We start from the raw sequence: 23988 nt of genomic DNA, 5'->3' as shown, positions 1-23988 counted from the left end.
GCCCTTACAGGTCGCGCGCGGAGAGCTTCAGCGTGCAGGTGTGCTCGAAACGGGCACCCATCCGGGCCCACAACTCGGCCGCGCGGGACAGCGCGTCGAGGTCGGCGTACTGCCGACCGGTCGCCCGCAACACGGTGGCCGCGACCCAGTCGTTTTCCCTGGTGTCCGCGGCGGCCGCGGCCAGGTCGGCTTCCGCACGCGGAAGCTCGGCGGCCACCGCGAGCTCGACAGCCGCAGCGCGGGCGAACGGCAGGTATCGGGCCCGCATCCGGTACTGCCAGGCGTGCTCGGCCAGTTCCGCCGCCCGGTCCAGATCACCTAGATGCAGCGCGATCCTGGCGTCGACGAAGGTGGTCAGCGGGGCCAGCCGAGACTGGAAGGAGCCGTTCTGGTGGGGAGCGGCGCTCCGCGCGGCGCGGTTCCGCCACCGTTCCACGTTGTCCCGGTCTTCGCGCAGGCCGTGGGCGAGGATGACGAACGGCATGGTGACCTGCATCCAGAACATCCGCGGCCGTCCGGCGCGCTGCCAGCCCGCCCACATGGCGTCGGCGAGCCGGATGGCCTCGTCGAGGTCGCCGCTGAGGACGACCATCGGAATGGTCTTGCTGGCGGTCAGATACGCGCTGTCGCCGGACAGGCCGTCGGTACCGATCAGCCGGGCGATGGTACGCGCGGCCGGCAGGTCGCCGGCGGCCACGGCGTCCAGGCAGGCGAGCGCCTGGGCGTCGTCGATCTCGGCGACGTACGCGGGACTGTGCGGATCCAGGCCGGCCAGCAACTCCAGGCGCTCGCTGGTGATCTGATGCGCCTCGCGGCCGCGGCCGTCGTTGGTCGCGACGGTACGCGCCGCGTCCAGGGCGGTGCTGATCAGGATCGGATCGCCGGTGACCCGTGCCGCCTTGACGGCGGCCGCGGCCAGGTCGAAATCGGGCTGAAGCACTTCGGGGCCGTCGGTCCAGGCGGCCGCGCAGGCCAGCCGGGCGGCGACGACCGGATCATCGTGATCGCCGGCCGCGGTCGCCTCCTCCAGGAGTTCGCGGCGCCGCTCGTACGGGATCTGACTGCGGAAGGTGACCGGGAACCGGCCGGCCATCTCGACGGCGCGGGCGAGCGTGACGGCGCGCGCGTTGCCGTCGCCTGCCGCGCGGGCCCGTTCGGCGGCGGCCAGCCACAGGTCGTACGCTCGGCTCGAGTCGTTGATCACCTGCGCGCAGTCGGCCGCGTGGCCGAGATCGTCGATCGCCTCCGGCGGCGTCGGCGCGCAGCCGGCCGCGCGCTCGTACCAGTCGGTGGCCGCGCGCAGGTACCCACGCGCGAAGGTGAGCCGGGCCAGCAGCCGGATGAGCCCATGGGAGTCCGGTGCCGTCGCCAGTGCGGCGCGCAGGTCACCCGCCACCCTGTCGAAGGTGGGATGCCAGTTCTCGCCGAGCCGCGCCGCGAGGCCGGTCGCGGTGTCGATGGCCCAGCTCAGGTACCGCCGCCGCACCAGGTCACGCTCTGGGTCGTCGTCGAGTTGCTCGGCGGCGAACGCGCGGATGGTCTCCAGCAGGTGCCAGTTGCCCTGCCGGTGCCGGATCAGGCTCTTGTCGACGAGCCGGCCGAGCATGTCGGCGGCGTCAGGGGCGGACAAGCCGGCGACAGCGGCGGCGGCCGGCAGGTCGAAGTCGCCGACGAACACGCTCAGCCGCCGGAACACGGCGCGCTCGTCCTCGGCGAGCAGGTCGTAACTCCAGCCGATCACCGCTCGAAGCGACCGATGCCGTACTACCGCCCCGCGACCTCCCGTCAGCAACCGCAGGTAGTCGCCCAGTCCGCTCAGCATCCCGGTGGCACCCAGCGAGGCGCTGCGCGCCGCGGCCAGTTCGATCGCCAGCGGCAGACCGTCCAGCCGGGCGCACAGATCCGTCACCGTCGCCGGGTCTAGTTGGTGGCCGGGGTGTGCCAGCTCGGCGCGGTCCCGGAACAGCTCTTCGGCGTCCGAACCGAGCGCGAGCGGCGCGAGGGGGTGTACCCGCTCGCCGGGGAGCCCTAGCCGCTCCCGGCTGGTCGCCAGGATCGTGGTGGGACAGGCGGCCAGGATCCGCTCGGCGAACTCGGCCACCGCGTCGGGCACATGCTCGCAGTTGTCCAGCACCAGCAGCGACGGGCCGCGCCGCAACCGGGCCACCACGGCCTGCTCCACCGGCTGCTCGGCATGCTCGGACACGCCCAGCACGGCGGCGATCGCCTGCCCGACCAGGCCGTCTCGTACGGGCACCAGATCGACGAACGCCGCACCGTAGCGATATCGCGACGCCGCCTCCTCCGCGACCACCCCGGCGAGCCGAGTCTTGCCCACCCCGCCCGGCCCGGCCAGCGTCACCAGCCGGCCGTCCGCCACGGCCGCCAGCACGGCGCCGACCTCGTCCCGCCGCCCGACGAAACTGGTCCGCGGGCGTGGCAGGCCGGCGATGGTCCCGGGCGGCGTGATCGTCTCATCGGTGGTCGCGGCGCGCGCGGCGAGCGCCTGCCGGTCGGTCACCCCGTACTTGCGCAGCAGCGAGGAGACGTGGCCCTCGACCGTACGGACGGAGATGTGCATGCGGCGGGCGATCTGGGCGTTGGACAGTCCGGCGCCGAGCGCCGTCAGCACCTCGGCCTCCCGCGCCGAGATCTCGGGCCCGCTCACGTGGCCGAGCACGTGGCCTCCAGGTGGTGAGCACGTGGCCGGTACGGATGTCCGCCGACCGCCGCGGGCGCATGCTGGAGTCGAGCCGGGAGGTGAGAGTGACCGACGGCGGTTACGAAGCTATGACCCGAATCCACGACTGACCCGCTCACATAGGGCCGCACTGACCCGATCGGCCGCTCACCAGGCAGCATCCAGCCTCCCCTCGCAGACCACCGAACCAGATCCCCTCGCTGACCGAAGGAACAGGCCGGCGATGGCAGCGTAACCGGACCAGGCGGCTGGTGACGTGTCCTGGCGGCTGACGACTGAGCAGGCACGACCAGACAGGAGAAGTACATGAGCAGAGTGATCGTCGGCGCGACGGTATCCGCGGACGGCTTCATCGCCGATCGGAACGACAGCGTTGGGCCGCTGTTCGATTGGTACTTCAACGGCCCGCAGGAATTGACCGTCGCACCCCACCAGTACCGGCCGAAGGGTGGATACCGGCCAGCTCCCGCCAGCGCCGATCTGCTCCGCGACACCTGGCCGGCCATCGGCGCGGCCATCATCGGACGCCGTCTGTTCGACCTCACCGACGGCTGGGGTGGCCGCCCCGCCGTGGGTGATCACGTCTTCGTCCTCACCCACCGTTCCCCCGGTGACTGGCCGAGCCGCTACCCCGAGGCCCCGTTCCATTTCGTCACCGGCGGCCTGGAAGAGGCCGTGGCTCGCGCCAGGCAGGCGGCCGGCGACCGCACGATCTCCCTCGCCGCAGGCGATCTCGCCGGACAGGCGATCTGCGCCGGGCTGGTGGATCAGGTCGACATGTACGTCGCTCCGGTCCTGCTCGGCGACGGGATCCGGTTCTTCGGAGAACACAAGGTCCCCACCACCATGATGGAGAACCCGCGCATCGTGGCCGGCGACAGAGTCACCCATATCAGTTACGACCTACGCGCATAACGATCACCTTCGGTTCCCCCGCCTCCTCCGCGACCCTGTAGGTCGTTGAGTCAGTGAAGCCGGCCGGTTTCGTGCAGGTGGTCGAAGATGATCTGGTCCACAGGAGCTACCCGATCGCGGGCGGCGTACGTCAGCCAGATGACTTCTTCGATCTCGCTGCTGGGAGTGGGTGTTCCGTGGTGATCGGCGGTGTAGCAGGTCATCTGTACGGCAACGCCGTCGGCGTGGCCGTGTGCCTGCGCCTGGTAGGTGCCCACGTGGGTGGCGGTGGCGGGGATGATGGCGACGGACAGTTCCTCGTCGATCTCGCGAACGAGGGTGTCGAGATCGGTTTCGCCGGGTTCGCGTTTGCCGCCAGGGAGGTAGTAGACGTCCTTGCCGCGTGAGCGAGTGCTGAGGATTCTGCCGTCCCGCAGGTGGATCCAGGCGATCTTGTCGATGGTGGTGGCCATCGTGCGTCCCCCTCGCTGGTTGAGAACGGCCGATCGAGCGGCGGGTTCGTCCGGTCGTTCGATGAGTCTGCCACGACTGGAGACGGCAACGGCCAGACGCGATACCCGATAAGCCGCGACAGTTCACTCGGGCACATTCAACCTGTGCGCAAAAACGGGACTGCTTTCACTCTTTTAAGCGGACATATACCTTTATCTGGGAATCCAAGAGCAGCTGAACTGTTCGCCAGTGAGGCCAGGAGAAGGAAACGTCATGTCCGGTCCGCGCCCGCTGGCCGAGGGCGATCCCCGCCGGATCGGGGATTATCGGCTGACCGGCGTACTGGGCGTCGGTGGCCAGGGGGTAGTTTATCTCGGTCAAGCGTCCTCCGGGCAGTCAGTGGCGGTCAAGACGCTGCATGCCCGTATGACCTCTGACGCAGCTCAGAAACGCTTTCTGCGCGAAACCGAGATGACCCGGCACGTAGCGGCGTTCTGTACGGCGCGTGTCATCGACGCGGGAATCGTCAATGGCCGCCCCTATTTGGTCAGTGAGTACGTTCGTGGGCCGTCCCTAGAGGAACTCGTCGCCCAGGACGGACCGCGCACCGGCGGCGGCCTGGACCGGTTGGCGATCACTACCTTGATCGCGCTGGATGCGATCCACCGGGCCGGCATCGTCCACCGGGACTTCAAGCCGAGCAACGTGATCATGGGGCGGGAAGGGCCGGTGGTCATCGATTTCGGGATCGCCCGCATGCTCGAAGGCTCCTCCACGCAATCCGGTCTGACAGGGACCCCGGCTTATCTGTCGCCCGAACAGCTCAATGGAGACCCGGCCGGCGTGGCGTCGGACGTGTTCGCCTGGGCCGCCACCATCGTGTACGCCGCCACCGGGCATCGAGCCTTCCCCGGCGCGGTCTCGGCCGTGGTGCTCAGCGCGATCATGACCCGCGAACCCGACCTGACGGGCGTCCCCGACCACCTCCTCCCCTTGCTGGCCGCCTCCCTGGCCAAAGATCCCGCCTTACGGCCTGGCGTCAGTGACCTGTTCACCGCTCTCACCCATGAGACTCCCCTTGAGGACCCGCACGCGCCCTTGCCCGATGATCCCGGCCGCCCCGTGGCAGCGCCCACAGCGGGGAAGCCGCCTGTTTCCCGGCAGCCGCCACTACCCGCCCGCTCTTCCGTACGGCGCCACGCCCGACGCCGCCTGGTGACGGTGCTCGCGACGGTCGCTGCCGTCATCATGATCCCCGCCGCCTGCTGGCTGCGGCCCGTCGTGACGGATGCCCTCTCTGGCACCGCCCGCCCAACAGCCTCGAAGGTACGGCCGAACCCTTCCCCCTTCGGCACCTTGATCCGCGAGCCACTCGGAGGCCGCCAGAAGTGGATCCTGTCGGTAGCGGTGGCACAGTTGGACGGCCGCCCGGTCATCGTCTCCGGCGGCTACGACGGCACAGTGCAGATATCGGACCTAGCCACCGGCACCCCCATCGGCGAACCCTTCAAGGGCCATCGAGGATCGGTCTGGTCGGTAGCGACAGGAGAGTTGACCGGTCGCCCGGTAGCGGTCTCCGGCAGTCGCGACGGCACGGTGCGAGTCTGGGATCTGAAATCCGGCGTACCGGTCGGCAATCCCTTCAAAGGCCACCAGAGCTGGGCCCTGGGGCTGGCAGCGGGGCCATTGACCGACGGCCGACCGGTGGTGGTCTCCGGCGGCTACAACGATCAGACCGTACGGGTCTGGGACCTGGCCACCGGCGAACCGATCGGCAAACCCTTCAAAGACCATCGTGGCTTGATCGAGTCGGTGGCGCTCGCTCAATCGGCCGGCTACCCGGTAGCGGTCTCCGCCGGCAACGACGGCAAGGTACGGGTGTGGAGCGTCTCTGATCAGCTGAGCGATCCCACGTCGGACATGGTGTCTGGCGGGGGTTGTGCCCACCGTGGAGGGGTGGCGTGGGCGTGGAGGTGGAATCCCGCGCCCAGGGCTGCTCCGCGTGGCCGGTGGCCGGTGGTGGGTGTGCTGATCGTTGTCACGTCCTGGTTCCGGTGGGCTGCGCGGGGCAGCCGGGCCCGGTCCGTGGGTGCGTGTCCCTCCGGACGCTTGCCCGCCGGACCCTGGGGGCTGGTGGGGGAGGGTGCCCTGCGTCGCCTGGGCGCGGGGCGTGTTGGCCTGTGCCGGGTCGGTCCGGTCTTGGACCGGTCGCTGCGGCTGTTGGTGGTGGCCGGGGCGAGCACGGCGTTGGTTTCGAGTTTGTCCACGATGGTGCGGATGGCCATGGTTGCGCTGGCAGGGTCGATGGCGGTGGTGGCCTGATGGCTCAGGCCGCGGGCGGCGATGCGGCGCCAGGCGCCCATGTCGCGGTCGCCCTGCCAGCCGCAGGATGGGTTGGGGCAGATGGCCCATTTCCAGCCCGCGACCGTGGGGCGGTCGGGTGCCTTGCGGTGGCGCAGCGGTGTGAGGCAGTGGGGGCAGTGCTTGGAGGTGTCGCGGGCTGGGACGCTCACCACGGCGATGCCGGTCTCGGCGGCGAGGTGCCGCATGCGGTCGGTGATCTGCCCGCGCACCTGCTGGGACATGCGCGTGTTGTGCGTGCGGCCCATGCCCTTGGCCTCCATCGACCGCAGGTCTTCCAGGTAGATGACGCTGGCGCCGGCGGCGATGGCCTGGTCCACGGCCCAGCGGGCGGCGGCCCAGGACAGGGCGTCGTTGAGGTTGGAGCGGCGGGCGCTGACGCGCTGGATCTCTTGCGACAGGAGCGTGTGGTTGGCTGCCAGAGCCGGATCGGGGGCGCGGCCGTTCATGAGCCGCTGGTAGTGGTCGTTCTTGGCGTGCAGACGCTCTGACAGACGCCGGAGCCGGTGCTGCTTGGCCGCTACCCCAGCTGCCCGGAACTGTCCCCCGGCCCCGAGAGCGGTGATCTTCCCGTCGCTGTGCAGCCGTACCGCACCCGCGCTCAGCAGCGTGTTAAGCCCCCAGTCCACACCGAGCGCAACGGTGTGTCCGGTGCGCTGGGTCTTGGGGACGGCCACGGTGTAAGCGAGATCGGCTCGTGCCCGGCCGCGGTGGATGCGCACGGCGGGCAGGTGCAGCACCGCATTCGGCGGGATCGTCGGGGGCAGGGTGATGGGGCAGGCGACCCACGTCCAGTCCATGTATGCCTGCGGGTCGGGCCGGGTGGGGAGCTGGAGTCGTAGCAGCGCCCGCGTGGAGTCGTCGGCGCGTTCGATGGTGGCCTGCTGGGCGTCGCATGCCGACAGCAGCAGTATCCGCGCCGCCCGGGGCGGGGGCTCCAGTTCGAACACATCGGCCGGAAGGCGCCCGTGCTCGGTGGTGAAGGCAGCCGCTTGGCGGGTGCGGGATTTGATCACGCTGGATGGCAGGAACTGCCCACCGGGTGCCGCCGCACGGACCTGCTCCCACTCCTTCGCGGTGCGCTTGTTCGGATCGGCGGGCCAGGTGGCCAGTACCGCGGCGGTCAGGTCGGCGCGCCATTTCGCCGACCGCAGCGTCCGCCCGGCCGCCTCTTGAGCTATGCGCACGATACGGTCGTTGACCTTGATGCCCTCGGGCGGGGCAGCCGTCCAGCCGAGGCGTCGCAGGGCCATCCAGGCATTCGACGGCAGTCTGCGGCCCCCGGCGTCCACACCACAGGCCAACCGGTCCACATCGGCGCTGTTCCAGTGTTCGGTGGTCAGCGCGCCGACCATGCCGGATACGAGGTCGACAGCCCATCCGACGCGCTCGGCCAGCACATGGGAGGTCAGGAGTTCGCCGCTCTTCTCATCCACTGCGGTGCGCAGCATGCCTGGTGCACATGCGGTGCGGGAGGTTTCGCCCTCGGCAAGCCGAAGTTTCCGACTCACGCGGCACCATCATCGCCGACGCACTGGCCGGTCTCGGCCAGCAGCCGCTTGCGGGCCTCCGTCGAGCGCATGCCGTAGAGGCGAGCGGCGAAGGTGGTGACCAAGGACACGAAGTCTTCGAGGAGTTCATCGCGGCCACCGAACTTGTTCGGGTGCAGGACTTCGAGCGTGACGCCGTACACGGACAACAGGCGCTTGAGCCATCCCACCCCGAACCGGGCCAGCCGGTCCTCATGCGTCACCCGCACCACCGACACCGAGCCATCGCAAACCATCGCCAACACCCGATTCAGACCCGGCCGGTTCTCCCGCAGACCCGATCCACGGTCCTTGACGACCTTCACGACCTCACCGGTAGACGTGGCCCGCAACTCCTCTTCCTGCGCCGCCAGCGAGAACTCCTGCCCGGACGAGCCGGACACGCGCACATACAGAACCTCTCGCCTTGGACGGGAGGCTGTCGAGCCGCTGCCGCGCTTCAAATTTTCCACATCGAGCGAGGAGAACCGGCGCTCACGACCAACCCAGGAAAACGGGATCTTGCCGTCGATAGCCCACTGGCGAAGCGTCATCGGGTGGATACCCAGACGCTTCGCGGCCTTGGACATGCGCAGCAACTCCATACACACAATATACATACACAACACTAGGGATGACTAAAGAAATTGACGAGCCCGTGCCCGCCGTACCCGTCGCCTGGCCCGTGACCGAAGGTTCCGCTGTGCTACCTCGCTTATTTAGGGTGATGATCTTCAACGAGATCGGAGAGTACATGGACACCCAGGCAGGCAAGCACACGATCGAAGTGCGGTCCGATGTCGTGATCAAGCAATACCGGCGGTTGGACCATGGCCAGCCTGAGCGGGAATGGCGAGCATTGGAACTGCTCAACAAGTACTCCCCTGGGCTTGCGCCAGCGCCCGTGAACGCCGACCTGGAGGCCGACCCGCCAACCGTGGTGATGTCCCGACTTGGCGGCGCCGCCGTAGCGGGACCGATCGAGGGGCACCTGGCGGACGCGCTGGCCGAGGCCGTCACGGAAGTCCAGCAGGCGATCCCCCAGCGTGTGTTGGAGCGGGTTCCCGCTCGGGCCGGGCATCCAGTCGAACTGCTCGATCAAGTTCGATCATGGTGGGTGGCGGCGTCTGATGCGGACCCTGTGGTCAGGGACGCGTTTCGCGAGGCTGGGAACTGGGTGAAGCAGCCCATGTTGGAGGCGCTGTTGGCGCAGCCGGGCACTCCGGTGTTCGGCACCGGCGACGGGAACCTGGCCAACTATCTGTGGGATGGAACCAAGGTCGGTGTCGTGGACTTCGAGTTTTCCGGCCGCAGCGATCGTGCCTTCGAACTCGCCGAGGTCGTCGAGCACATATCGGTGTGGCGCAACGACGACGCCGGTATGACTGCGGTGCTGGAGAGGTTCGGGTTGACGGCTGACGAAGCCGCCAGGCTCATGGAGTGCCGCCGCCTTCTCGCGCTGTATTGGCTGTTGCGGACCCGGGGAGAGACCAAGGCGGCTCAGGCGGAACGGATGCTGGCGTTGCTGTAGAGAGGCGCATCCAGGTCGACCCGCAACAAATGGTCGATGAGGTCTTTGTACGGGTCCAGCCGGATCGACCGCCCGGTGACATTACGGTCGGTTATGGTCCGGCTGGTGGCTGCCTGGCGGGCAGAGTGGACTGCACAACACGTCGACCCAGACGCCGGTGACCGGCGCGACGATCTGCTCGACGGCATCGGCTGTGATCGTGTCGTCCGTGACGTCCGCCCAGATCATGCGCATGGCGGAGGCCAGCGTGACGATACAGGTGCCGCACCGCGCGCAGACACGCACGTCACCGGACATCTCCAGGGGCAGCGGGCCACTCACGAAACTTCCCGCTCCCCGCAGACGAACCAGACGGTCTTGCCCTGCGGAGCGGAATCGACACCCCACCGGTCCGCGTAGGCCGCGACGATCGCCAGCCCGCGACCATGCTCCTCATCGAGACCGACCGGCAGCGGAGTCGGCCACCCAGCGCTGCGATCGGCCACCTCGCCCCGAACGCTCCTCCCGTACCGGCGCAGCGAGAGCGTCATCGGCGATCTCGCGTGCACGACCACGTTGGTCGCCACTTCCGAAACGACCATGGCCACGTCTTCGGCCAGAGCGGACAGGCCCCACCCGGCGAGCGCTTCACGTACGAGTTGGCGCGCCACGCCTACCGCCTCGGGGTCGGCGGGCAGGTCCCAGCGCACCTCGCATGAGTTCTTGTCGTCCCACACGGAGGCCGGGGGCACGAGGCTAGGGTTCTTCACAGGTCAGGGGGCTCCGTATTCCTGATCCAGTCCTCGGGCGGGTGGTTGCGTCACCACGCCCGAGGACGCCGGGGTTGTCTCCGCTCACCGAATACGCGTCGAGCAGGTATGTGCGCATCTATCGGCGGAAATGTGCAGTACGCGAAGACCTGATGCTCGCCGTAGCCGCCCACGCACCGGGCAAGCCGGTCTAGAAACGCCCTGGCGCGACCATCATGTCAACTTTCCGTCTCATATCGGCCACTCTCTGCAACCGGAGCAGCTAGCCTCATGATGCCTTTGAATGCGCTCAACTAGCAATACCTAAATTCGGCAACGCCTATAGATGCGCTATGTACTAATTGCCGCGCTATGTAAAGGAGACCCTGCACGTGGCATATAGCCCCACGGTCAGGCGAAGGCGCCTGTCCAATGCTCTACGCCAGTTCCGCGAGGCCGCGGGCCTCGATTCCAAAGAGGCCGCCCGACGACTCGGGTGGCAGCCCAGCAAAGTAACGAGGATCGAACGGGATGAGTGGCGGCGACCGACTGTCAACGACGTGATGGACCTGCTCGACGTCTATGGCGTGACGGATGAGGCCAGACGGCAGGCCATCATCGCCCTGGCACGAGAGAGCCGTCGACGCGGATGGTGGGAGGAGGAGTTCAAGGACATCCTGGGTGGAGCACTCGTTGGGTTGGAATGGGAGGCGTCAGAAATCCAGACCTTCGAGGCGATACTGATCCCCGGCCTGCTCCAAACCGCCGACTACGCCAAGGCGGTTTTCAAAGGCGGACGTGTGATGGAGAGGGGCGACATCGAACGCCTCACCGAGGCGCGCCTGGCCCGTCAACGGATGCTGGATCGCGAAGACCCACCGGTTCTCTGGGCCGTAATCGACGAGGCCGCACTACGCAAGCAGGTCGGTGGCATCGAGGTGATGCGCGACCAACTCCACCACCTGTGTCGGATGGCCGAACACCGGAACATCGGCATCCAGGTGCTCCAAGACGTGGCTGGCGCGCACACCTCGATGACCGGCGGGTTCACCATCCTCGACTACCAAGCATCTGAGGATCCGAGCATCGTCTATGTCGAGGTCGGCGCGGCCGGTGACCTCTTTCTGGAGAAGCCGGAGGACGTAGCCCACTATCGGAAAAGCTACGGCTACCTTCGCGCGTCCGCACTGAGCGCGGACGCGTCGGCGACGTACATTGAAGATCTGGCCAAACACCTTAAGTAAGGGCGGAAGTAATGAATCCCACCCACTCCGGTCTTATCTGGCGCAAAGCCTCCCGCAGCTCGGCAGAGGGGCAGAACTGCGTCGAGGTCGCGACGCTTTCCGACGGAGGCCGGGCCGTACGCGACTCCAAGAACCCCGGCGGACCCATCCTGACCTTCACCCCGGACGAGTGGGACGCCTTCATCGGAGGCGCCAAGGACGGCGAGTTCGGCTGACGGCCGAACCAGGCGGGGGCTCATGAGAAAGGCGAAGTCGAGGGCGAGGTGAGCCGGCAGCCCGCGATCCTAGGGCCCGCGGGGCCCGCGCCCTTACTCCGATTCAGGCACCGGCCTCGAGCACGGCGAGGTCGCGTACCGCATAACGGTGATGCTCGGCCTCTTCCTTGAGCACCACCTTGAGGCAGCGGCGCACGACGTACTCCCGATCTGGATATGGGTCCGCCGGCTTGCGACCACACACCCGATCGAGCCCGGCCTCGGTGAGCCCGTCGACGACACGCCGCATCGTGGCCATGCGGGCGAGCCGCGGCGCGAGTACCTCGTCGAGCGTCGGCGTGGTTTCGAGGGTGAGCCCGAGCTTCGCCGCCGCGTCGGGCGGCATCCCGCCATGAGGAAGGCCCAACGGGTGGTACGGCGCATCCTCCTCGAGCACGGCATTACCAAGCCAGGCATCGCCGGCCATCAGCAGGTGCCGTTGGGTCTCGACGAACGACCACTCGCCGTTGACCTGCTCGTGCAGCTTGGCCTCGGGTAGGAGCCTGGCGCGGTCGAGCGTCGCCTCCCATTGCGTCTCGATGGCATCCCAAGCAGCCCGATAGTCGACGCAGGACGCGGCGTCACGCGCCAGCACCCGCGTGGGATGCTGCCGGTCGAGCTCGGCCTCGACGTAGGCGGTCACGTCGACGTCGTTGACAACGAGACGCTCGAAGTCGCCACCGAGGTAGACGTCGCCCCCATAGCAGTCCACGATCTTCAGGCCGCTGACCTCGCAATCGCGAATCTCAAGGCCGGCAAGATCGCACAGGTGGATGCGGGCACCACGGAACTGGTCACTCTGGGCGTACTCAGCAGCCATCGAGGCAGTTTCCCGCATCCGTCCCGCCTGCGCCAGTGGGTAGCACAGCGTGAGGGTTCTCGTACGTCGGGGTACGGCGCCGGGCTGTGAGAGGACGCACGCGGGCCAACCGGACGATCAGCTCACGGACACATTCGCTCACTCGCGAACATCCCACATTCACCATCTGTTAAACATCCAACGTTGGACGTAGGATGTCCCATCCATGACTGTCTCCTGTCAGGAAGGGCAAGGACATGCACGATGGTCACCCCCCAAAGGTCCGTACCGGGCGCTCCTGGCGCCGCCGGGCGGGCGCCGTAGTGGTGCTTGCCGGTTTACTCGTCAGCGGGTTGGGCGCGCCGGCGACCGCGGCGCCGGCGGAGACCTTCCAGGCCGGCACAACGAGTGACACCGCACCGTTCGTGGACGAGCAGGTGCTCTACAAGCAGGGCGACTTCGGATATGGCTGCTTCCGGATCCCCGCCGTGGTGCGGGCCACGAACGGCATGGTCTTGGCGTTCGCCGAGGGGCGGGTGAAGGACTGCGGCGACGACGAGGACATCGACCTCGTGTTGCGCCGTTCCGCCGACGGCGGTCGAACCTGGGGACCGCTGCAGGTGATCTCGGAGGGCAACGGCACGACCCACGGCAACCCGGTGCCGATCGTTGACGAGCGTACCGGGCGGGTCGTGCTGGTGAGCACCCACAACGGTGGGGAGCCGTGCCCGAACGGCTGTGACCGCGACCCCTGGGTGCAGTTCAGTGACGACCACGGGGCGACCTGGTCGGCTGCCAGGGAGATGACCGAGGGCAAGCGTCCGGAGTGGAACTTCTGGTACGCCACCGGCCCGATGCACGGCATCCAGCTCAAGCTCGGCCCGCACGCCGGGCGGCTGGTCGTCGGGGCGAGTTTCGAAAGCTGGGACCGGGTCGGCAAGCACGTCTACGGCACGCACCTGCTCTACAGCGATGACAGCGGGGTGACCTGGAACATCGGCGCCGAGACGTCCCGCGACGACGGCACGGTCATCGCCCAGGAAGTCACCGTCATCGAGCTGACCGACGGGCGGATCTACGCCTCGGCCCGCGAGCGCGGCACCGACGAGGGCAGCCGGGCGTACGCGACCAGCAGCGACGGTGGCGAGACGTGGGACGCGCCGTTCCGCACCATGCCGGCGCTGGCGACGACCGACATCCAGGCGTCGCTGCTGCGGTTCAGCGACAAGCGCATCCTCTTCTCCGCGCCGATGCACCCGGGCGCCCGGGAGGCGATGGGGATCCGGTCGTCCTACGACGAGGGGCGCCGCTTCGAGACGTGGGACGAGGGCAAGGTCTTCTACTGGGGGCCGTCGGCGTACTCGGACATGGTGCGCCTGGACGGCGACGAGGCGGCCCTGATGTACGAGGCCGGCAACATCACGCCGTACGAGCAGATCCGGTTCACGCGGTTCAACGAGGCGTACCTGGAGACGCCGAACGGCACCCCGCCCGGCATCCCCGGACCCCCGGCACCCGGCCCGACGACGCCGGACAGTTCGCCGTACCGCAACCAGGCGTATGTCCGCGGTGGTGCGCAGACCACCGATGGGCGGTTCGGCGGCGGGCTGGCCCTGGACCGGGTGGACGACCGGGTGGAGGTGCCGTTCGACGACAGCATCGACCTCGGTGCGAAGGACTTCACGCTGAGCTCCTGGATCCGCTATTCAGAGCAGACCGGCGCGCACACGATCCTCTGGTTCCACCGGGTGAACAGGGGCACCAACCCGCCGGCGCTGTGGCTGCGGGCCGAACCGGCCAGCAACCGCATCCGGGCGGTCCTCTCCGTCGACCGGTTCAACGTGACCGTACAGTCGCCGAGCGCGTACAACGACGGGCAGTGGCACTTCGTGGTGCTCCAGCGGGTACGTGGCGAGCTCCGGCTCCTGGTGGACGGCGTGCAGGTCTCGTCGGCGGCGGCGCCGACCGGTTCGGTGACCCTCGGCAAGGAGTTCGGGCTCGAGGGGATCCACGTCGGACAGCGGCTGGACGGTGTGGACCGCTTCCGCGGGACGCTGGACGAGGTACGCGTCTACCGGCGCGCCCTCGCGAGCACCGAACTGGACCTGATCCGACGATTTAACGTCCCGATCGGCGGTCAGCTTGGGCTGCGGCTGCCGTTCGATCACGTCAGCTGAGAGGACACGAACCGCTCGACGATGGCGCTCGCGGGGTCACGTGGGCGTCATCGCCGTGCCTTGGCGCCGGCCGGGCCGAAGGCGGCGAGGAGCGAGAACGAGCAGCGTCTGTCCGGTTGCCCGTCTGTGTCGTCGGCGTAAAATCTCCTGCCCCACCTGGCCTTCCGAGATCGAGAGGTGGGATGTTTGGACATACGGTCTTCGACGAGCCTGGGGGCAGCATACGTATGCGTGACGGCACGTCGCTTCAGGAGCGCATCGTCGCCATGATCCACGAGCGCGGACTGGCCCCCGGGTCACCGATGCCGACCGAAGTGCAATTGATGGATCTGCTGGGGGCGAGCCGCAACAGCGTCCGCGAGGCCGTGCGGGCCCTGCGGGCGTTGGGCATCGTCGAGATCCGGCACGGTCATGGGACGTTCGTCGGGCACGCGTCGCTCGACGTACTGACACCATCGCTTGCCTTCCGGGTGCGTTCGGGGCCGGGCGGCGGGATCCGCGCGCTGCAGGATCTGGTCGAGGTCCGCGAACTGCTCGAGACCGGGTTGGTCGGCCAGGTGGCCCAGAACACCAGCGCCCCCCGGCTCGCCGCCTTGGACGCCTTGGTCAATGGCATGGATCGGGACCCGGAAGCCGATCGGGCGTTCCACGCGCTGCTGTACGAGTTGTGCGGCAACGAATTGGTGCTGCAGCTGATCGGTCTGTTCTGGGACGTCTACCACGAGGTCGAGCCGACACTCGGCCCACCGGAGGAGCGAAGCGCGGAGATCGTCGTCAACCACCGCCGGATCGTGGCGGCGCTTCGCGCTCGGGACACCGAGGCCGCCCAGGAGGCGATGCGGCTGCACTTCCGCGACGTCAAGGCGCGCATCGCGCGAGCGGAGGCCCGGCCGGCACCCGCGGCCGACCTGACCCGCCCGCCCGCCCATACCCGGTCGCGCCAGGCCGACGGCTGATGTCCATGCCTAGGACGGGCGAACTGGCCGATTACCTGGGCCGGGTTCTGCCGTGATGGGCGGGACCAGGACCGTCCAGTAAGTCTGGTTGCTCAGGCCGAGCACGTCACACTCGCCAGATGCATTGCCGCTCGGCGGCTACTCCGCGTAGGGCTGGTCCTTTCCCTGAGCGCTGTAGCCGAGACTCCAGATGTAGCCGTCCGGGTCCGCGAAGGAGCCGCCGTACCCACCCCAAGGCAGAGCGCCGGCGGGCTTGAGGATCGTGGCGCCGGCCTTCTCGGCCTCCGCCATGATCTCATCGACTCGCGCCTCACTACGGACGACGTAGGTGAGAACCAGCCCGCTGAAGCCGCTGCCTTCCGAGCTCGTGCCCACCTGGTCGGCCAAGCCGTCGCGGCCGTAGAAGCCGACGGGCGAGGCTCCGTCCGATTCGAAGAACACCGAGATGCCGTAGTCGCTCTTGATCTTCCAGCCGAGCCCTTCGGTGTAGAACTGCTTGGCCCGGTCCAGGTCCCGGACGCCGAGGAGGATCGAGCTGACATGCGCTTTCATACCTTGTCTCCTTATGTGCTTCAGGTGTACGTGCCGCCCGAACATCCGAGCCGGGCCCGGATGTCACATCGGCGCGGGTTCGCCGGTCAATTGGTATGACAGGCCCGGACGGAGGAACGTGACGGATGATTGAGCAGGACTGGGTGAGCCAGCGGTTCGCCGAGCACCAGGACCGCTTGCAAGCGATGGCGTACCGGATGCTCGGCTCGCCCAGCGAGGCCGAGGACGCGGTGCAGGAGGCGTGGCTGCGGGTCAGCCGCGCCGACACCGGTCAGGTGGAGAATCCGGCCGGGTGGCTGACCACGGTCGTCGCCCGGGTCTGCCTGAACATGCTCGAGGCACGCCGCTCCCGGCGTGAAGACTCGGCCGGGGCGCTGCCGCCCGAGCCGGACGCGGGTATCCACCCTCCAGACCACGCCGGCCCTGAGGACGAGGCGCTGCTGGCCGATTCGGTCGGGGTCGCGCTGATGGTGGTGCTGGACACGCTGACTCCCGCCGAGCGGCTCGCGTTCGTCTTGCACGACGTCTTCGCCGTGTCATTCGGCGAGATCGGCCCCATCATCGACCGCTCACCGGTGGCGGCCCGGCAACTCGCCAGCCGGGCCCGGCGCCGGGTACAAGGAGCGGCCGGGGCATCCGAGGCCGCGCGATCGGCGAAGCGGGAAATCGTCGAGGCCTTCCTTGCCGCATCCCGGAGCGGGGATTTCGCCGCCCTGCTCGAACTGCTCGATCCGGACGCCGTGATCGGCGAGATCCGCGGCGACCAGGCGGTGGCGGCCTTCTTCGCCGGACGAGCTCAGGCCGCCCGGCTCGCTCTGGTCGACGGGGTACCGGCGGCCGTCTGGTCGCACCTCGGCCGGCCGAAGGCTGTCATCACGTTCACCATCGACGACGAGAAGATCACCCGCATCGATATCGACACTGATCTGGACCGGCTCAGCGACCTCGACATCGTCATTCTTGCCGCCGGCGACAAGGAGCGGCGTTGAGCCGTACGGATCTCAAGCTCTCCTCTTGCACCCTCGCCGTCCACGACCTCAACAAGGCGCTCGGCTTCTACCGCGACGTGCTCGGCTTCGAGGTGCGCGACGACGGATCCGAGGTGATGCGCTGGGTGAGCGTCGGCCCGCCGTCGCAGCCGGACGCGCGGATCATCCTCGAATCCCCTGGTACCGACCCAGGCGTCTCGCCGGCCGACCGGCAGGCGATCGCCGACCTGATGGCCAAGGGCCTGCTGGGCCGTCTCGTCTTCGTCACCGACAACTGCGACGCCACCTTCGAGCGCATCGAGGCCGCGGGCGCCGAAGTGATGCAAGAACCGATCAACCAGCCCGACGGCGTCCGCGACTGTGTCTTCCTCGATCCGTCTGGCAACTTGCTGCGATTCACCCAGCCGCGGCAGATAGTCCATGCGCTCACCTCGCGGCAGGCACACGCCGCGAGGGGCCGCCAGGCGCCCTGAACGCGGACGCGGAAAGGGCGGTCCTGCTCACCTTCACTCTGGTCCACCCGTGTCCGGAAGGTTCGGGGCACCTCACAGCGTCAGAGGTGAGTGCGATGGAAGCGACCGGATCGGCGTTACGACGAATGCGGCTGTCCTTTGGAGCTGGACCACGACCAGCCGCGTTCACGCCCCTCCTAAATGGTGAGTGGTCTACTCAATATGTGCGTGTTTTAGCACTTCAGCGCCCTGTTATTCCCAAGTGGTCTACCGGTCGGATACTGGTAGCAGCCGAACGGGTGAGCAGGGGGCAGGCCATGACATCGATACAAGCCGCCTGGCAGCGCGTGGCGTTGTGTGGGCTGCTGGTCCTGCCGCTGGCCGTGATCATTGTCCTCATGACCCCGGCCTTCTTGGTGCTGCCGTTCTTCGCATGCGGCCGTGAGTTCGCCCTCAAGCTGGTGGACAGACTCACCGCATGGGCGCGTGTCATCGTCCCGAAGGCTGATGCCAAGTAACGCCAGGAATGTGAGACGAGTCGGCCTGTAGGCCGGGTTCTGTCCTTCGTCGGAACGAAGGGGCGACCATCCATCTAGGGCCGCCGTTGCCGGCGGCCTCAAGCGGTCTACCCGCGCGGCTCGGGCGGGCAGCCCTCGAACGTCGCGCGCGGGACGCTCCGGAGAGCGTCCCTTCTTGACCTTGCTCCGGGTGGGGTTTACCTAGCCGCCCACGTCACCGTGGGCGCTGGTGGTCTCTTACACCACCGTTTCACCCTTACCTCCAGAAAAATCCGGAGGCGGTTTGCTTTCTGTGGCACTGTCCCGCGGATCGCCCCGGGTCGGCGTTACCGACCACCCTGCCCTGTGGAGCCCGGACCTTCCTCGGCGAGCCCGCGAAGGGCCCGACGCGGCCGCCCGGCCGACTCGTCTAGCTGGAAGTTTATCAAACCTCAGTAGATCTTCAGTCGGTCGGCAGGCCCGCTCCGGTGGGATGACAGCGCTGGAGGTCAGTGTAGGTGGGAGGTGTCGTTGAAGGACTTCACCACGGACTGGCCGTCTGCGTAGTGCTCGATCAGCGACAGGCAAGCCAGGTCCAGGTGCATGCGATACAGCGCTGCCGGAGGTGCCATCAGTGCGAACCGCAGCAGCGTCTTGATGGGCGTCACGTGCGACACGATGAGGACCGTCCGGCCCTCGTACCGCTCGATCAGGCGCTCCTCCGCTCGCTTGACGCGCTCCGCCACGGCCTCGAAGCTCTCGCCGTCCGGGGGTGCGATGGCCGGGTCGGCGAGCCAGGCGGCCAGTTCGGCGGGCCAGCCGCGCTGGATCTCCGTGAACGTGTGGCCCTCCCAGGCGCCGAAATCGACCTCCCTGAGGTCGTCGTCCGCTTCCACGGTGAGCCCTGTGCGCTGAGCGACCGCCTCCGCGGTCTGCCGGGCGCGCTTGAGGGGAGAACTGACGATCACGTCGAGGTGGTACGGCTCGCGGGACAGTCGCTCGGCTGCGGCCGATGCCTGGGCCAGGCCCTTGGTGGTGAGTTCGGCGTCGCCCAGGCCGGAGAAGCGGCGCTCCACGGACAGTGGGGTCTCGCCGTGGCGCAGCAGGAGTAGGGAGGTCGCCACTCGGGTCGGTGGGGCCCAGCCAGTGCCACGATTGCGCCCCTGAGTGGTGGCCAGGGAGGCAGTAGGGGCTGACAAGTCGGAAATGTCCGCCGCCGACACATCCAGGAGGTCCGTCTGTTGGGCGGATGTGGATGAGGATGTGGATGTGGATGAGGACCGGGATCGGGCCGAAGTTCTGGAGGCGTCCCGGGTTCCGGAGGCGTCCCGGGTTCCTGAACCGCCCAGGTTGCCGGAGTCGGCTCGGGTTCCGGAGTCGGCCGGAGTAGAGGTGGGCGGCGGCGAATCCGTAAGAGCCGCGCCGCCCGCCTTCCAGGTCAGGCCCTTCGCCGCGGCGTCCATCGCCTCGTTGGCCAGGCGGTCCGCGTGCCGGTTCTGGTCGCGCGGGATCCAGGTCCACGCCGTCACCCGCAGCCGTCTGGCCAGTTTGCCGGCTTCCATGGCGAGTGGGCGCAGGCCCTCGTTCTTGATCTTCCAGCGGCCGGCCATCTGCTCGATGACCAGTTTGGAGTCCATGCGTACCGCGACCTGGGCGCCCTCGCCCCCCACCGCGAGCACCGACGTCAGCCCGGCGATCAGCCCCCGGTATTCGGCCACGTTGTTGGTCGTGACGCCGATCGCCTCCGCCGCCTCCGCCAGCACCTGGCGGTCGGTGGCGTCCATGACCACGGCGCCGTAGCCGGCGGGCCCGGGGTTACCGCGCGAGCCGCCGTCCGCTTCGATGATGTAGGAGCTCATAGCCCTGACTCTGGTGTCCGTACGGTGTAGGAGGTCATAGCCCTGACTCTGGAGTACGTACGAGGATGCGGCGGCACTCCTCGCAACGCAGCACCTCGTCGTGCGGCGCGGCCTTGATGCGGTTCATCTCGGCGATCGACAGGGCCACCTTGCAGCCCTGGCACCGGCCGCCCCTGAGCATGGCGGCGCCCACGCCGTACTGATCCTTGAGCTTGGTGTAGAGCGTGAGCAGGTCGGCGGGGATCTCGGCGGCGACGGCGGCGCGGCTGGTCTGGGCCTCGCCCGCCTCCTTGTCGAGGTCGACGAGCAGGGCGTCGCGGCGGTCCTCGGCGGCGGCGCGCGTGGCGGCGATCTCGTCGCGCTGCGCGATCAGGTCGAGGACCTTGCTGTCGGCGGCCTCGCGGCGTTCCATGATCTCCAGCACGACCTCTTCGAGGTCGCCCTGGCGCTTGTGCAGGGAGGCGATCTCGGACTGGAGGCTCGCCAGGTCCTTGGGCGAGCTGACGGCGCCGGAGTCGAGCCGCTTCTGGTCGCGGTCGGCGCGGCTGCGGACGGCGTCGACGTCGTTCTCGGCCTTGGTCTGCTCGCGGGCCAGGTCGCCGGCCTCGGTCTCGGCGCCGATCACGTCGGTGGCGAGCTTGGCGTAGCGCTTCGACTGCTCGTCGATCTCCGCCAGCTCCGGCATCGTACGGCGGCGGTGCGCCAGCCGGTCGACCACGGAGTCAACGTCAGCCAGGTCGAGCAGTCGTTTCTGGGCCTCGGGGGCTGCTTTCATGATCAATATCCTCTTGTCCAAGCATCGGTGACCGTGGCGGAGACACGCGTCTCAACGGTAACGCCACTCGAACCCAGGATGGACGCGGCGCTGTCGAGCCATGGCCACTCGGTGGCCCAGTGCCCGGCGTCGATCAGCGCGGGGCCGCCCTCTTCGACAAATTCGCTGGTGGGGTGGTGTCTCAGGTCCGCGGTGAGGAACACGTCCACTCCCGCGGCGCGGACCGTACTGAGGAGCGAATCGCCCGCTCCCCCGCTGACGGCCACGCGCGTGACACGGCGGGACAGCTCGCCCGCGACGCGGATGCCCTGCGCGGTCTCCGGCAGCCCAGCGACCGCCCGCTCGGCGAACTCCCCCAGCGTCATCGCCGACTCCAGGTCGCCGATGCGGCCGAGCCCGCGCCAGGGATCGTCGGGGAAGGGCCGCAGCGGGACCAGATCGCCGGTCAGGCCGACGGCGCGGGCCAGGGCGTCGGAGACGCCGGGGTTCGCCACGTCGGCGTTGGTGTGGGCGGTGTAGAGGGCGATGTCGTTCTTTATCAGCTTGTGGAGCAGGCGGCCCTTGGGCGTGGTCGCGGCGACGCTCGTGGTGCCGCGCAGGTAGAGGGGATGGTGGGTGACGATCAGGTCGGCGCCCCACTCGACGGCCTCGGCGGCGACGGCCGCGACCGGGTCGACCGCGAACAGCACCCGCCGCACCTCCTGCGCCGGGTCTCCGCAGACCAGGCCCACCGCGTCCCAGGACTCGGCTCGGGCGGGCGGGTAGGCCGCCTCGAGCTCCTTGATCACATCCGCCAGCGTCACTCCAGCCACCAGCGCAGACTACCGGCCGCCCGGCCCCGGTACGTGATCGGCGAGGGGTGTCGCCCGCGCGACGCTCGGCGTAACGTAAGTGGATCCTGACATGTGGAGGCTGGCATGGCGCCGAGGGTCGCGATCATCGGAGCGGGGTTCGGCGGATTGTGCATGGCGATCCAGCTCGAACGGGCCGGGATCGGCTCCTACACGGTCTTCGAGAAGGCGGACGGCCTGGGCGGCACCTGGCGCGACAACAGCTATCCGGGCGCGGGCTGCGACGTCCCGTCGCACCTTTACTCCTACTCTTTCGAGAAATATGCGAGCTGGACCCGCCGCTACCCAGAACAGCCCGAAATTCTCGCCTATCTAGAGCATTGCGCCGATAAATACGGCGTCAGGCGAAAAATCCGCTTCGGCAGCGAGGTCGAAGCCGCCGTCTTCGACGGCTCCCACTGGCAGGTCAGCACAGCCGGCACCACCGAGACCTTCGATGTCGTCGTCATGAGCGTCGGCCAGCTCAACCGCCCCCAGCTCCCCGACATAACCGGAATGTCGGACTTCGAGGGCATGTCCTTCCACTCCGCCCGCTGGAACCACGCTCACGATCTCACCGGCAGGCGGGTCGCGGTGGTCGGCAACGGCTCGTCGGCCGCCCAGCTCATCCCGCGCGTCGCCGCCGAGGCCGAGCACCTGACGGTGTTCCAGCGCACCCCGAACTGGGTGATCCCCAAGCCCGACGCCACCTTCGGCCCCTTGACCAGGCTGGCGTTCCACTTCGTCCCCGGCCTCCAGCGCGCCTACCGCGAGTGGCTCTACCGGTACGCCGAGAACACCCTCTACCCCGCCCTGGCGCAGGGCTGGAGCGTCGGCCTGCTCAAGAAGCGGGCCCTGGACCACCTCCGCGACCAGGTCTCCGACCCGGCGCTGCGCGCCAAGCTCACCCCCGGCTACCCGCCGGGCTGCAAGCGGGTCGTCATCGACAGCTCCTTCTATCCCGCCCTGACCAGGCCGAACGTGGACGTGGCGACGGAGCGGATCGTACGGATCACGCCGAAGGGCATCGAGACCACCGATCGGCCGTACGAGGTGGACACGATCGTATACGCCACCGGATTCAGGAGCACGGAGTTCCTCGCGCCGATGGAGGTCTCGGGGCGGGGCGGCCAGTCGCTGCGGGAGCGGTGGAAGCGCGGGGCGGAGGCGTACCTGGGCATCTCGGTGCCGGACTTCCCGAACCTGTTCCTGTTGTACGGGCCGAACACGAACCTGGGCCACAACTCGATCATCTTCATGCTCGAATGCCAGGTGAACCACATCATGTCCTGCCTCCCGTACCTCTCGGAGCAGGGGCCGATCGAGGTGCGGCCCGAGGCGATGGCGGCCTGGAGCAGGCAACTCGACGCGGCAATGGCGCGGATGGTGTGGGGCAACGGCTGCCAGAGCTGGTACAAGACGGCCGAAGGCCGCGTCACCAACAACTGGCCCGGCCCCACGACGCTCTACCGCCGCTTGACGGCCCGGCCGCCGCACACCGCCTACCGGCCGGCCACCCCCGGAATGGCTGGTCTGACCGGCGGCGGGTAAGTAACCGCAATGACGAGTGCGGAAGCGGCCGCCGCCCGTGAGGCGGCCGAGAAGACCGGTGTGACCATCCGCGAGCTGCGCGAGATCCACGACTTCCAGGAGGTCTACCGGCTGTACGACGACATCTGGCACCCCGACCCGCGCAACGCGCCCGTGCCGGTGGAGCTGATGATCGGCTTCGCCCACACGGGCGGCTACGTGGCCGGGGCGTACGAGGGCGACCGGCTGGTCGGGGCCTCGGTGGGCTTCCTCGCGGCGGACCGGACGCTGCACTCGCACGTGACCGGGGCGGTGATCGGGCGCGGCATCGGCTACGCGCTCAAGCTGCATCAGCGGTCCTGGTGCCTGGAGCGCGGGCTGGAGAAGGTCACCTGGACCTTCGACCCGCTCGTACGCAGGAACGCCCGGTTCAACCTGACCAAGCTGGGCGCCCGGCCGGAGCGGTACTTGGAGGACTTCTACGGCGTCATGGCCGACGCGATCAACGAGGGCGACGCCTCCGACCGGCTGCTCGCGGTCTGGCGGCTGACGGAGTCCCCGCCGCAGCCGTCCGCCGGGCCGTACACGCGGGGGGTGGAAGTGGCCGGGAATCGGCCGGTGATCGGCCTGGCCGACGGGCCGGTGGTGCGGGTGGCGACGCCGTACGACATCGAGACGCTGCGCCGCGAGGACCCGGAGGCGGCCCGCGCCTGGCGGCTGGCGCTGCGGGAAGTGCTCGGCGGGCTGATGGGGTCGGGCGAGCGCGTCACCGGGTTCACCGACGACGGGGAATATGTGGTGGAAATGGGCTGACTGCCTATTCCACTCGGCTTTCGGATCTCTGTAATGTGGCGCTTACGCACGTCGAACAAGGAGA

22 protein-coding genes, 1 other RNA gene and 1 pseudogene are annotated in these 23988 nt (G+C 68.5%); 12 read left to right on the top strand and 12 right to left on the bottom strand.

Annotation, left to right across the window (positions count from 1 at the left end):
* Positions 1–4: 4 nt before the first annotated feature.
* Positions 5–2680 (bottom strand): LuxR C-terminal-related transcriptional regulator, encoded by a 2676-nt coding sequence (locus AB0L53_RS36670; RefSeq protein WP_364004127.1) that lies wholly within the window; start codon positions 2678–2680, stop codon positions 5–7.
* Positions 2681–3007: 327 nt separating this feature from the next.
* On the opposite strand from AB0L53_RS36670, the gene AB0L53_RS36665 reads away from it, so the two are divergent.
* On the top strand, positions 3008–3616 hold the full coding sequence (locus AB0L53_RS36665; RefSeq protein WP_364004124.1) for a dihydrofolate reductase family protein: 609 nt from the start codon (positions 3008–3010) through the stop codon (positions 3614–3616).
* A 50-nt stretch (positions 3617–3666) separates the two neighbouring features.
* On the opposite strand, the gene AB0L53_RS36660 is transcribed toward AB0L53_RS36665, so the two are convergent.
* The gene (locus AB0L53_RS36660) at positions 3667–4068 is read right to left on the bottom strand and encodes an NUDIX domain-containing protein (protein WP_364004121.1); all 402 of its coding nucleotides are present in this window, start codon (positions 4066–4068) and stop codon (positions 3667–3669) included.
* A 253-nt stretch (positions 4069–4321) separates the two neighbouring features.
* Between AB0L53_RS36660 and AB0L53_RS36655 the strand changes: the two are divergent.
* Positions 4322–5647: pseudogene (locus AB0L53_RS36655) on the top strand (serine/threonine-protein kinase); the annotation flags it as partial.
* A gap of 296 nt (positions 5648–5943) precedes the next feature.
* Here the strand turns inward: AB0L53_RS36655 and AB0L53_RS36650 are convergent.
* Complete coding sequence (locus AB0L53_RS36650; RefSeq protein ID WP_364004119.1) at positions 5944–7860, bottom strand: transposase; 1917 nt, start codon at positions 7858–7860, stop codon at positions 5944–5946.
* Positions 7861–7916: 56 nt separating this feature from the next.
* Positions 7917–8543, bottom strand: a complete 627-nt coding sequence (locus AB0L53_RS36645) for an IS607 family transposase (RefSeq protein WP_364004116.1) — start codon at positions 8541–8543, stop codon at positions 7917–7919.
* A gap of 122 nt (positions 8544–8665) precedes the next feature.
* On the opposite strand from AB0L53_RS36645, the gene AB0L53_RS36640 reads away from it, so the two are divergent.
* Entirely contained in the window at positions 8666–9469 is an 804-nt protein-coding gene (locus AB0L53_RS36640) for an aminoglycoside phosphotransferase family protein (RefSeq protein ID WP_364004113.1), read from the top strand.
* Positions 9470–9550: 81 nt separating this feature from the next.
* On the opposite strand, the gene AB0L53_RS36635 is transcribed toward AB0L53_RS36640, so the two are convergent.
* Positions 9551–9790 (bottom strand): hypothetical protein, encoded by a 240-nt coding sequence (locus AB0L53_RS36635; protein WP_364004110.1) that lies wholly within the window; start codon positions 9788–9790, stop codon positions 9551–9553.
* Positions 9787–10218, bottom strand: coding sequence for an ATP-binding protein (locus AB0L53_RS36630; RefSeq protein ID WP_364004107.1), 432 nt, complete (start codon positions 10216–10218; stop codon positions 9787–9789). Before AB0L53_RS36630 ends, AB0L53_RS36635 begins: the two co-directional genes overlap by 4 nt.
* A gap of 371 nt (positions 10219–10589) precedes the next feature.
* Here AB0L53_RS36630 and AB0L53_RS36625 point away from each other — a divergent pair, with 371 nt between their 5' ends.
* Positions 10590–11441: a helix-turn-helix transcriptional regulator gene (locus AB0L53_RS36625; protein ID WP_364004104.1), complete on the top strand. Its 852-nt coding sequence runs from the start codon at positions 10590–10592 to the stop codon at positions 11439–11441.
* 11 nt (positions 11442–11452) lie between these two features.
* Complete coding sequence (locus AB0L53_RS36620; RefSeq protein WP_364004102.1) at positions 11453–11656, top strand: DUF397 domain-containing protein; 204 nt, start codon at positions 11453–11455, stop codon at positions 11654–11656.
* A gap of 103 nt (positions 11657–11759) precedes the next feature.
* Here the strand turns inward: AB0L53_RS36620 and AB0L53_RS36615 are convergent, their stop codons facing one another.
* Entirely contained in the window at positions 11760–12515 is a 756-nt protein-coding gene (locus AB0L53_RS36615) for a DinB family protein (RefSeq protein WP_364004099.1), read from the bottom strand.
* A gap of 236 nt (positions 12516–12751) precedes the next feature.
* Here AB0L53_RS36615 and AB0L53_RS36610 point away from each other — a divergent pair, with 236 nt between their 5' ends.
* A complete protein-coding gene (locus AB0L53_RS36610) occupies positions 12752–14671 on the top strand; it encodes a sialidase family protein (protein WP_364004096.1) in 1920 nt (639 codons plus the stop codon).
* Positions 14672–14898: 227 nt separating this feature from the next.
* Positions 14899–15627: a FadR/GntR family transcriptional regulator gene (locus AB0L53_RS36605; RefSeq protein WP_364004093.1), complete on the top strand. Its 729-nt coding sequence runs from the start codon at positions 14899–14901 to the stop codon at positions 15625–15627.
* 138 nt (positions 15628–15765) lie between these two features.
* Here the strand turns inward: AB0L53_RS36605 and AB0L53_RS36600 are convergent, their stop codons facing one another.
* Positions 15766–16179: a VOC family protein gene (locus AB0L53_RS36600; RefSeq protein WP_364004090.1), complete on the bottom strand. Its 414-nt coding sequence runs from the start codon at positions 16177–16179 to the stop codon at positions 15766–15768.
* Positions 16180–16304: 125 nt separating this feature from the next.
* Between AB0L53_RS36600 and AB0L53_RS36595 the strand changes: the two genes are divergently transcribed.
* The 3 genes from AB0L53_RS36595 (at position 16305) to AB0L53_RS36585 (ending at position 18138) form a co-directional block, all read left to right on the top strand.
* Entirely contained in the window at positions 16305–17168 is an 864-nt protein-coding gene (locus AB0L53_RS36595) for a sigma-70 family RNA polymerase sigma factor (RefSeq protein WP_364004087.1), read from the top strand.
* Positions 17165–17641, top strand: a complete 477-nt coding sequence (locus AB0L53_RS36590) for a VOC family protein (protein ID WP_364004084.1) — start codon at positions 17165–17167, stop codon at positions 17639–17641. The genes AB0L53_RS36595 and AB0L53_RS36590 overlap by 4 nt, the downstream gene beginning before the upstream one ends.
* 296 nt (positions 17642–17937) lie before the next feature.
* Positions 17938–18138, top strand: coding sequence for a hypothetical protein (locus AB0L53_RS36585; RefSeq protein ID WP_364004081.1), 201 nt, complete (start codon positions 17938–17940; stop codon positions 18136–18138).
* Between the two features lie 12 nt (positions 18139–18150).
* Here the strand turns inward: AB0L53_RS36585 and rnpB are convergent.
* The 4 genes from rnpB to AB0L53_RS36565 all read right to left on the bottom strand — a co-directional run bounded on the left by rnpB (position 18151) and on the right by AB0L53_RS36565 (position 21554).
* An RNA gene (rnpB, locus tag AB0L53_RS36580) (RNase P RNA component class A) lies at positions 18151–18546 on the bottom strand.
* 80 nt (positions 18547–18626) lie between these two features.
* Positions 18627–19976: a bifunctional RNase H/acid phosphatase gene (locus tag AB0L53_RS36575; RefSeq protein ID WP_364004078.1), complete on the bottom strand. Its 1350-nt coding sequence runs from the start codon at positions 19974–19976 to the stop codon at positions 18627–18629.
* 34 nt (positions 19977–20010) lie between these two features.
* Positions 20011–20751 (bottom strand): C4-type zinc ribbon domain-containing protein, encoded by a 741-nt coding sequence (locus tag AB0L53_RS36570; RefSeq protein WP_364004075.1) that lies wholly within the window; start codon positions 20749–20751, stop codon positions 20011–20013.
* Positions 20752–20753: 2 nt separating this feature from the next.
* Entirely contained in the window at positions 20754–21554 is an 801-nt protein-coding gene (locus AB0L53_RS36565; protein WP_364004242.1) for a Nif3-like dinuclear metal center hexameric protein, read from the bottom strand.
* Positions 21555–21668: 114 nt separating this feature from the next.
* Between AB0L53_RS36565 and AB0L53_RS36560 the strand changes: the two genes are divergently transcribed.
* Positions 21669–23132: an NAD(P)/FAD-dependent oxidoreductase gene (locus AB0L53_RS36560; protein ID WP_364004072.1), complete on the top strand. Its 1464-nt coding sequence runs from the start codon at positions 21669–21671 to the stop codon at positions 23130–23132.
* A gap of 9 nt (positions 23133–23141) precedes the next feature.
* Positions 23142–23924 (top strand): GNAT family N-acetyltransferase, encoded by a 783-nt coding sequence (locus AB0L53_RS36555; RefSeq protein WP_364004069.1) that lies wholly within the window; start codon positions 23142–23144, stop codon positions 23922–23924.
* Positions 23925–23988: the final 64 nt, after the last annotated feature.

The sequence above is a fragment of the Nonomuraea sp. NPDC052129 genome (genome assembly GCF_040680095.1).
Taxonomy (GTDB): Bacteria; Actinomycetota; Actinomycetes; order Streptosporangiales; family Streptosporangiaceae; genus Nonomuraea.
Note: the sequence above shows the minus strand (reverse complement) of the source record. Positions and strands in the feature narration are given on the sequence as shown.

Bases quoted from the DNA above. Each gene is read 5' to 3' on its own strand.
- AB0L53_RS36665 (WP_364004124.1), top strand. From the start codon at position 3,008: ATGAGCAGAGTGATCGTCGGCGCGACGGTATCCGCGGACGGCTTCATC.
- AB0L53_RS36660 (WP_364004121.1), bottom strand. From the start codon at position 4,068: ATGGCCACCACCATCGACAAGATCGCCTGGATCCACCTGCGGGACGGC.
- AB0L53_RS36650 (WP_364004119.1), bottom strand. From the start codon at position 7,860: ATGCTGCGCACCGCAGTGGATGAGAAGAGCGGCGAACTCCTGACCTCC.
- AB0L53_RS36645 (WP_364004116.1), bottom strand. From the start codon at position 8,543: ATGGAGTTGCTGCGCATGTCCAAGGCCGCGAAGCGTCTGGGTATCCAC.
- AB0L53_RS36640 (WP_364004113.1), top strand. From the start codon at position 8,666: ATGATCTTCAACGAGATCGGAGAGTACATGGACACCCAGGCAGGCAAG.
- AB0L53_RS36620 (WP_364004102.1), top strand. From the start codon at position 11,453: ATGAATCCCACCCACTCCGGTCTTATCTGGCGCAAAGCCTCCCGCAGC.
- AB0L53_RS36615 (WP_364004099.1), bottom strand. From the start codon at position 12,515: ATGGCTGCTGAGTACGCCCAGAGTGACCAGTTCCGTGGTGCCCGCATC.
- AB0L53_RS36610 (WP_364004096.1), top strand. From the start codon at position 12,752: ATGCACGATGGTCACCCCCCAAAGGTCCGTACCGGGCGCTCCTGGCGC.
- AB0L53_RS36605 (WP_364004093.1), top strand. From the start codon at position 14,899: ATGCGTGACGGCACGTCGCTTCAGGAGCGCATCGTCGCCATGATCCAC.
- AB0L53_RS36600 (WP_364004090.1), bottom strand. From the start codon at position 16,179: ATGAAAGCGCATGTCAGCTCGATCCTCCTCGGCGTCCGGGACCTGGAC.
- AB0L53_RS36595 (WP_364004087.1), top strand. From the start codon at position 16,305: ATGATTGAGCAGGACTGGGTGAGCCAGCGGTTCGCCGAGCACCAGGAC.
- AB0L53_RS36585 (WP_364004081.1), top strand. From the start codon at position 17,938: ATGACATCGATACAAGCCGCCTGGCAGCGCGTGGCGTTGTGTGGGCTG.
- AB0L53_RS36575 (WP_364004078.1), bottom strand. From the start codon at position 19,976: ATGAGCTCCTACATCATCGAAGCGGACGGCGGCTCGCGCGGTAACCCC.
- AB0L53_RS36570 (WP_364004075.1), bottom strand. From the start codon at position 20,751: ATGAAAGCAGCCCCCGAGGCCCAGAAACGACTGCTCGACCTGGCTGAC.
- AB0L53_RS36560 (WP_364004072.1), top strand. From the start codon at position 21,669: ATGGCGCCGAGGGTCGCGATCATCGGAGCGGGGTTCGGCGGATTGTGC.
- AB0L53_RS36555 (WP_364004069.1), top strand. From the start codon at position 23,142: ATGACGAGTGCGGAAGCGGCCGCCGCCCGTGAGGCGGCCGAGAAGACC.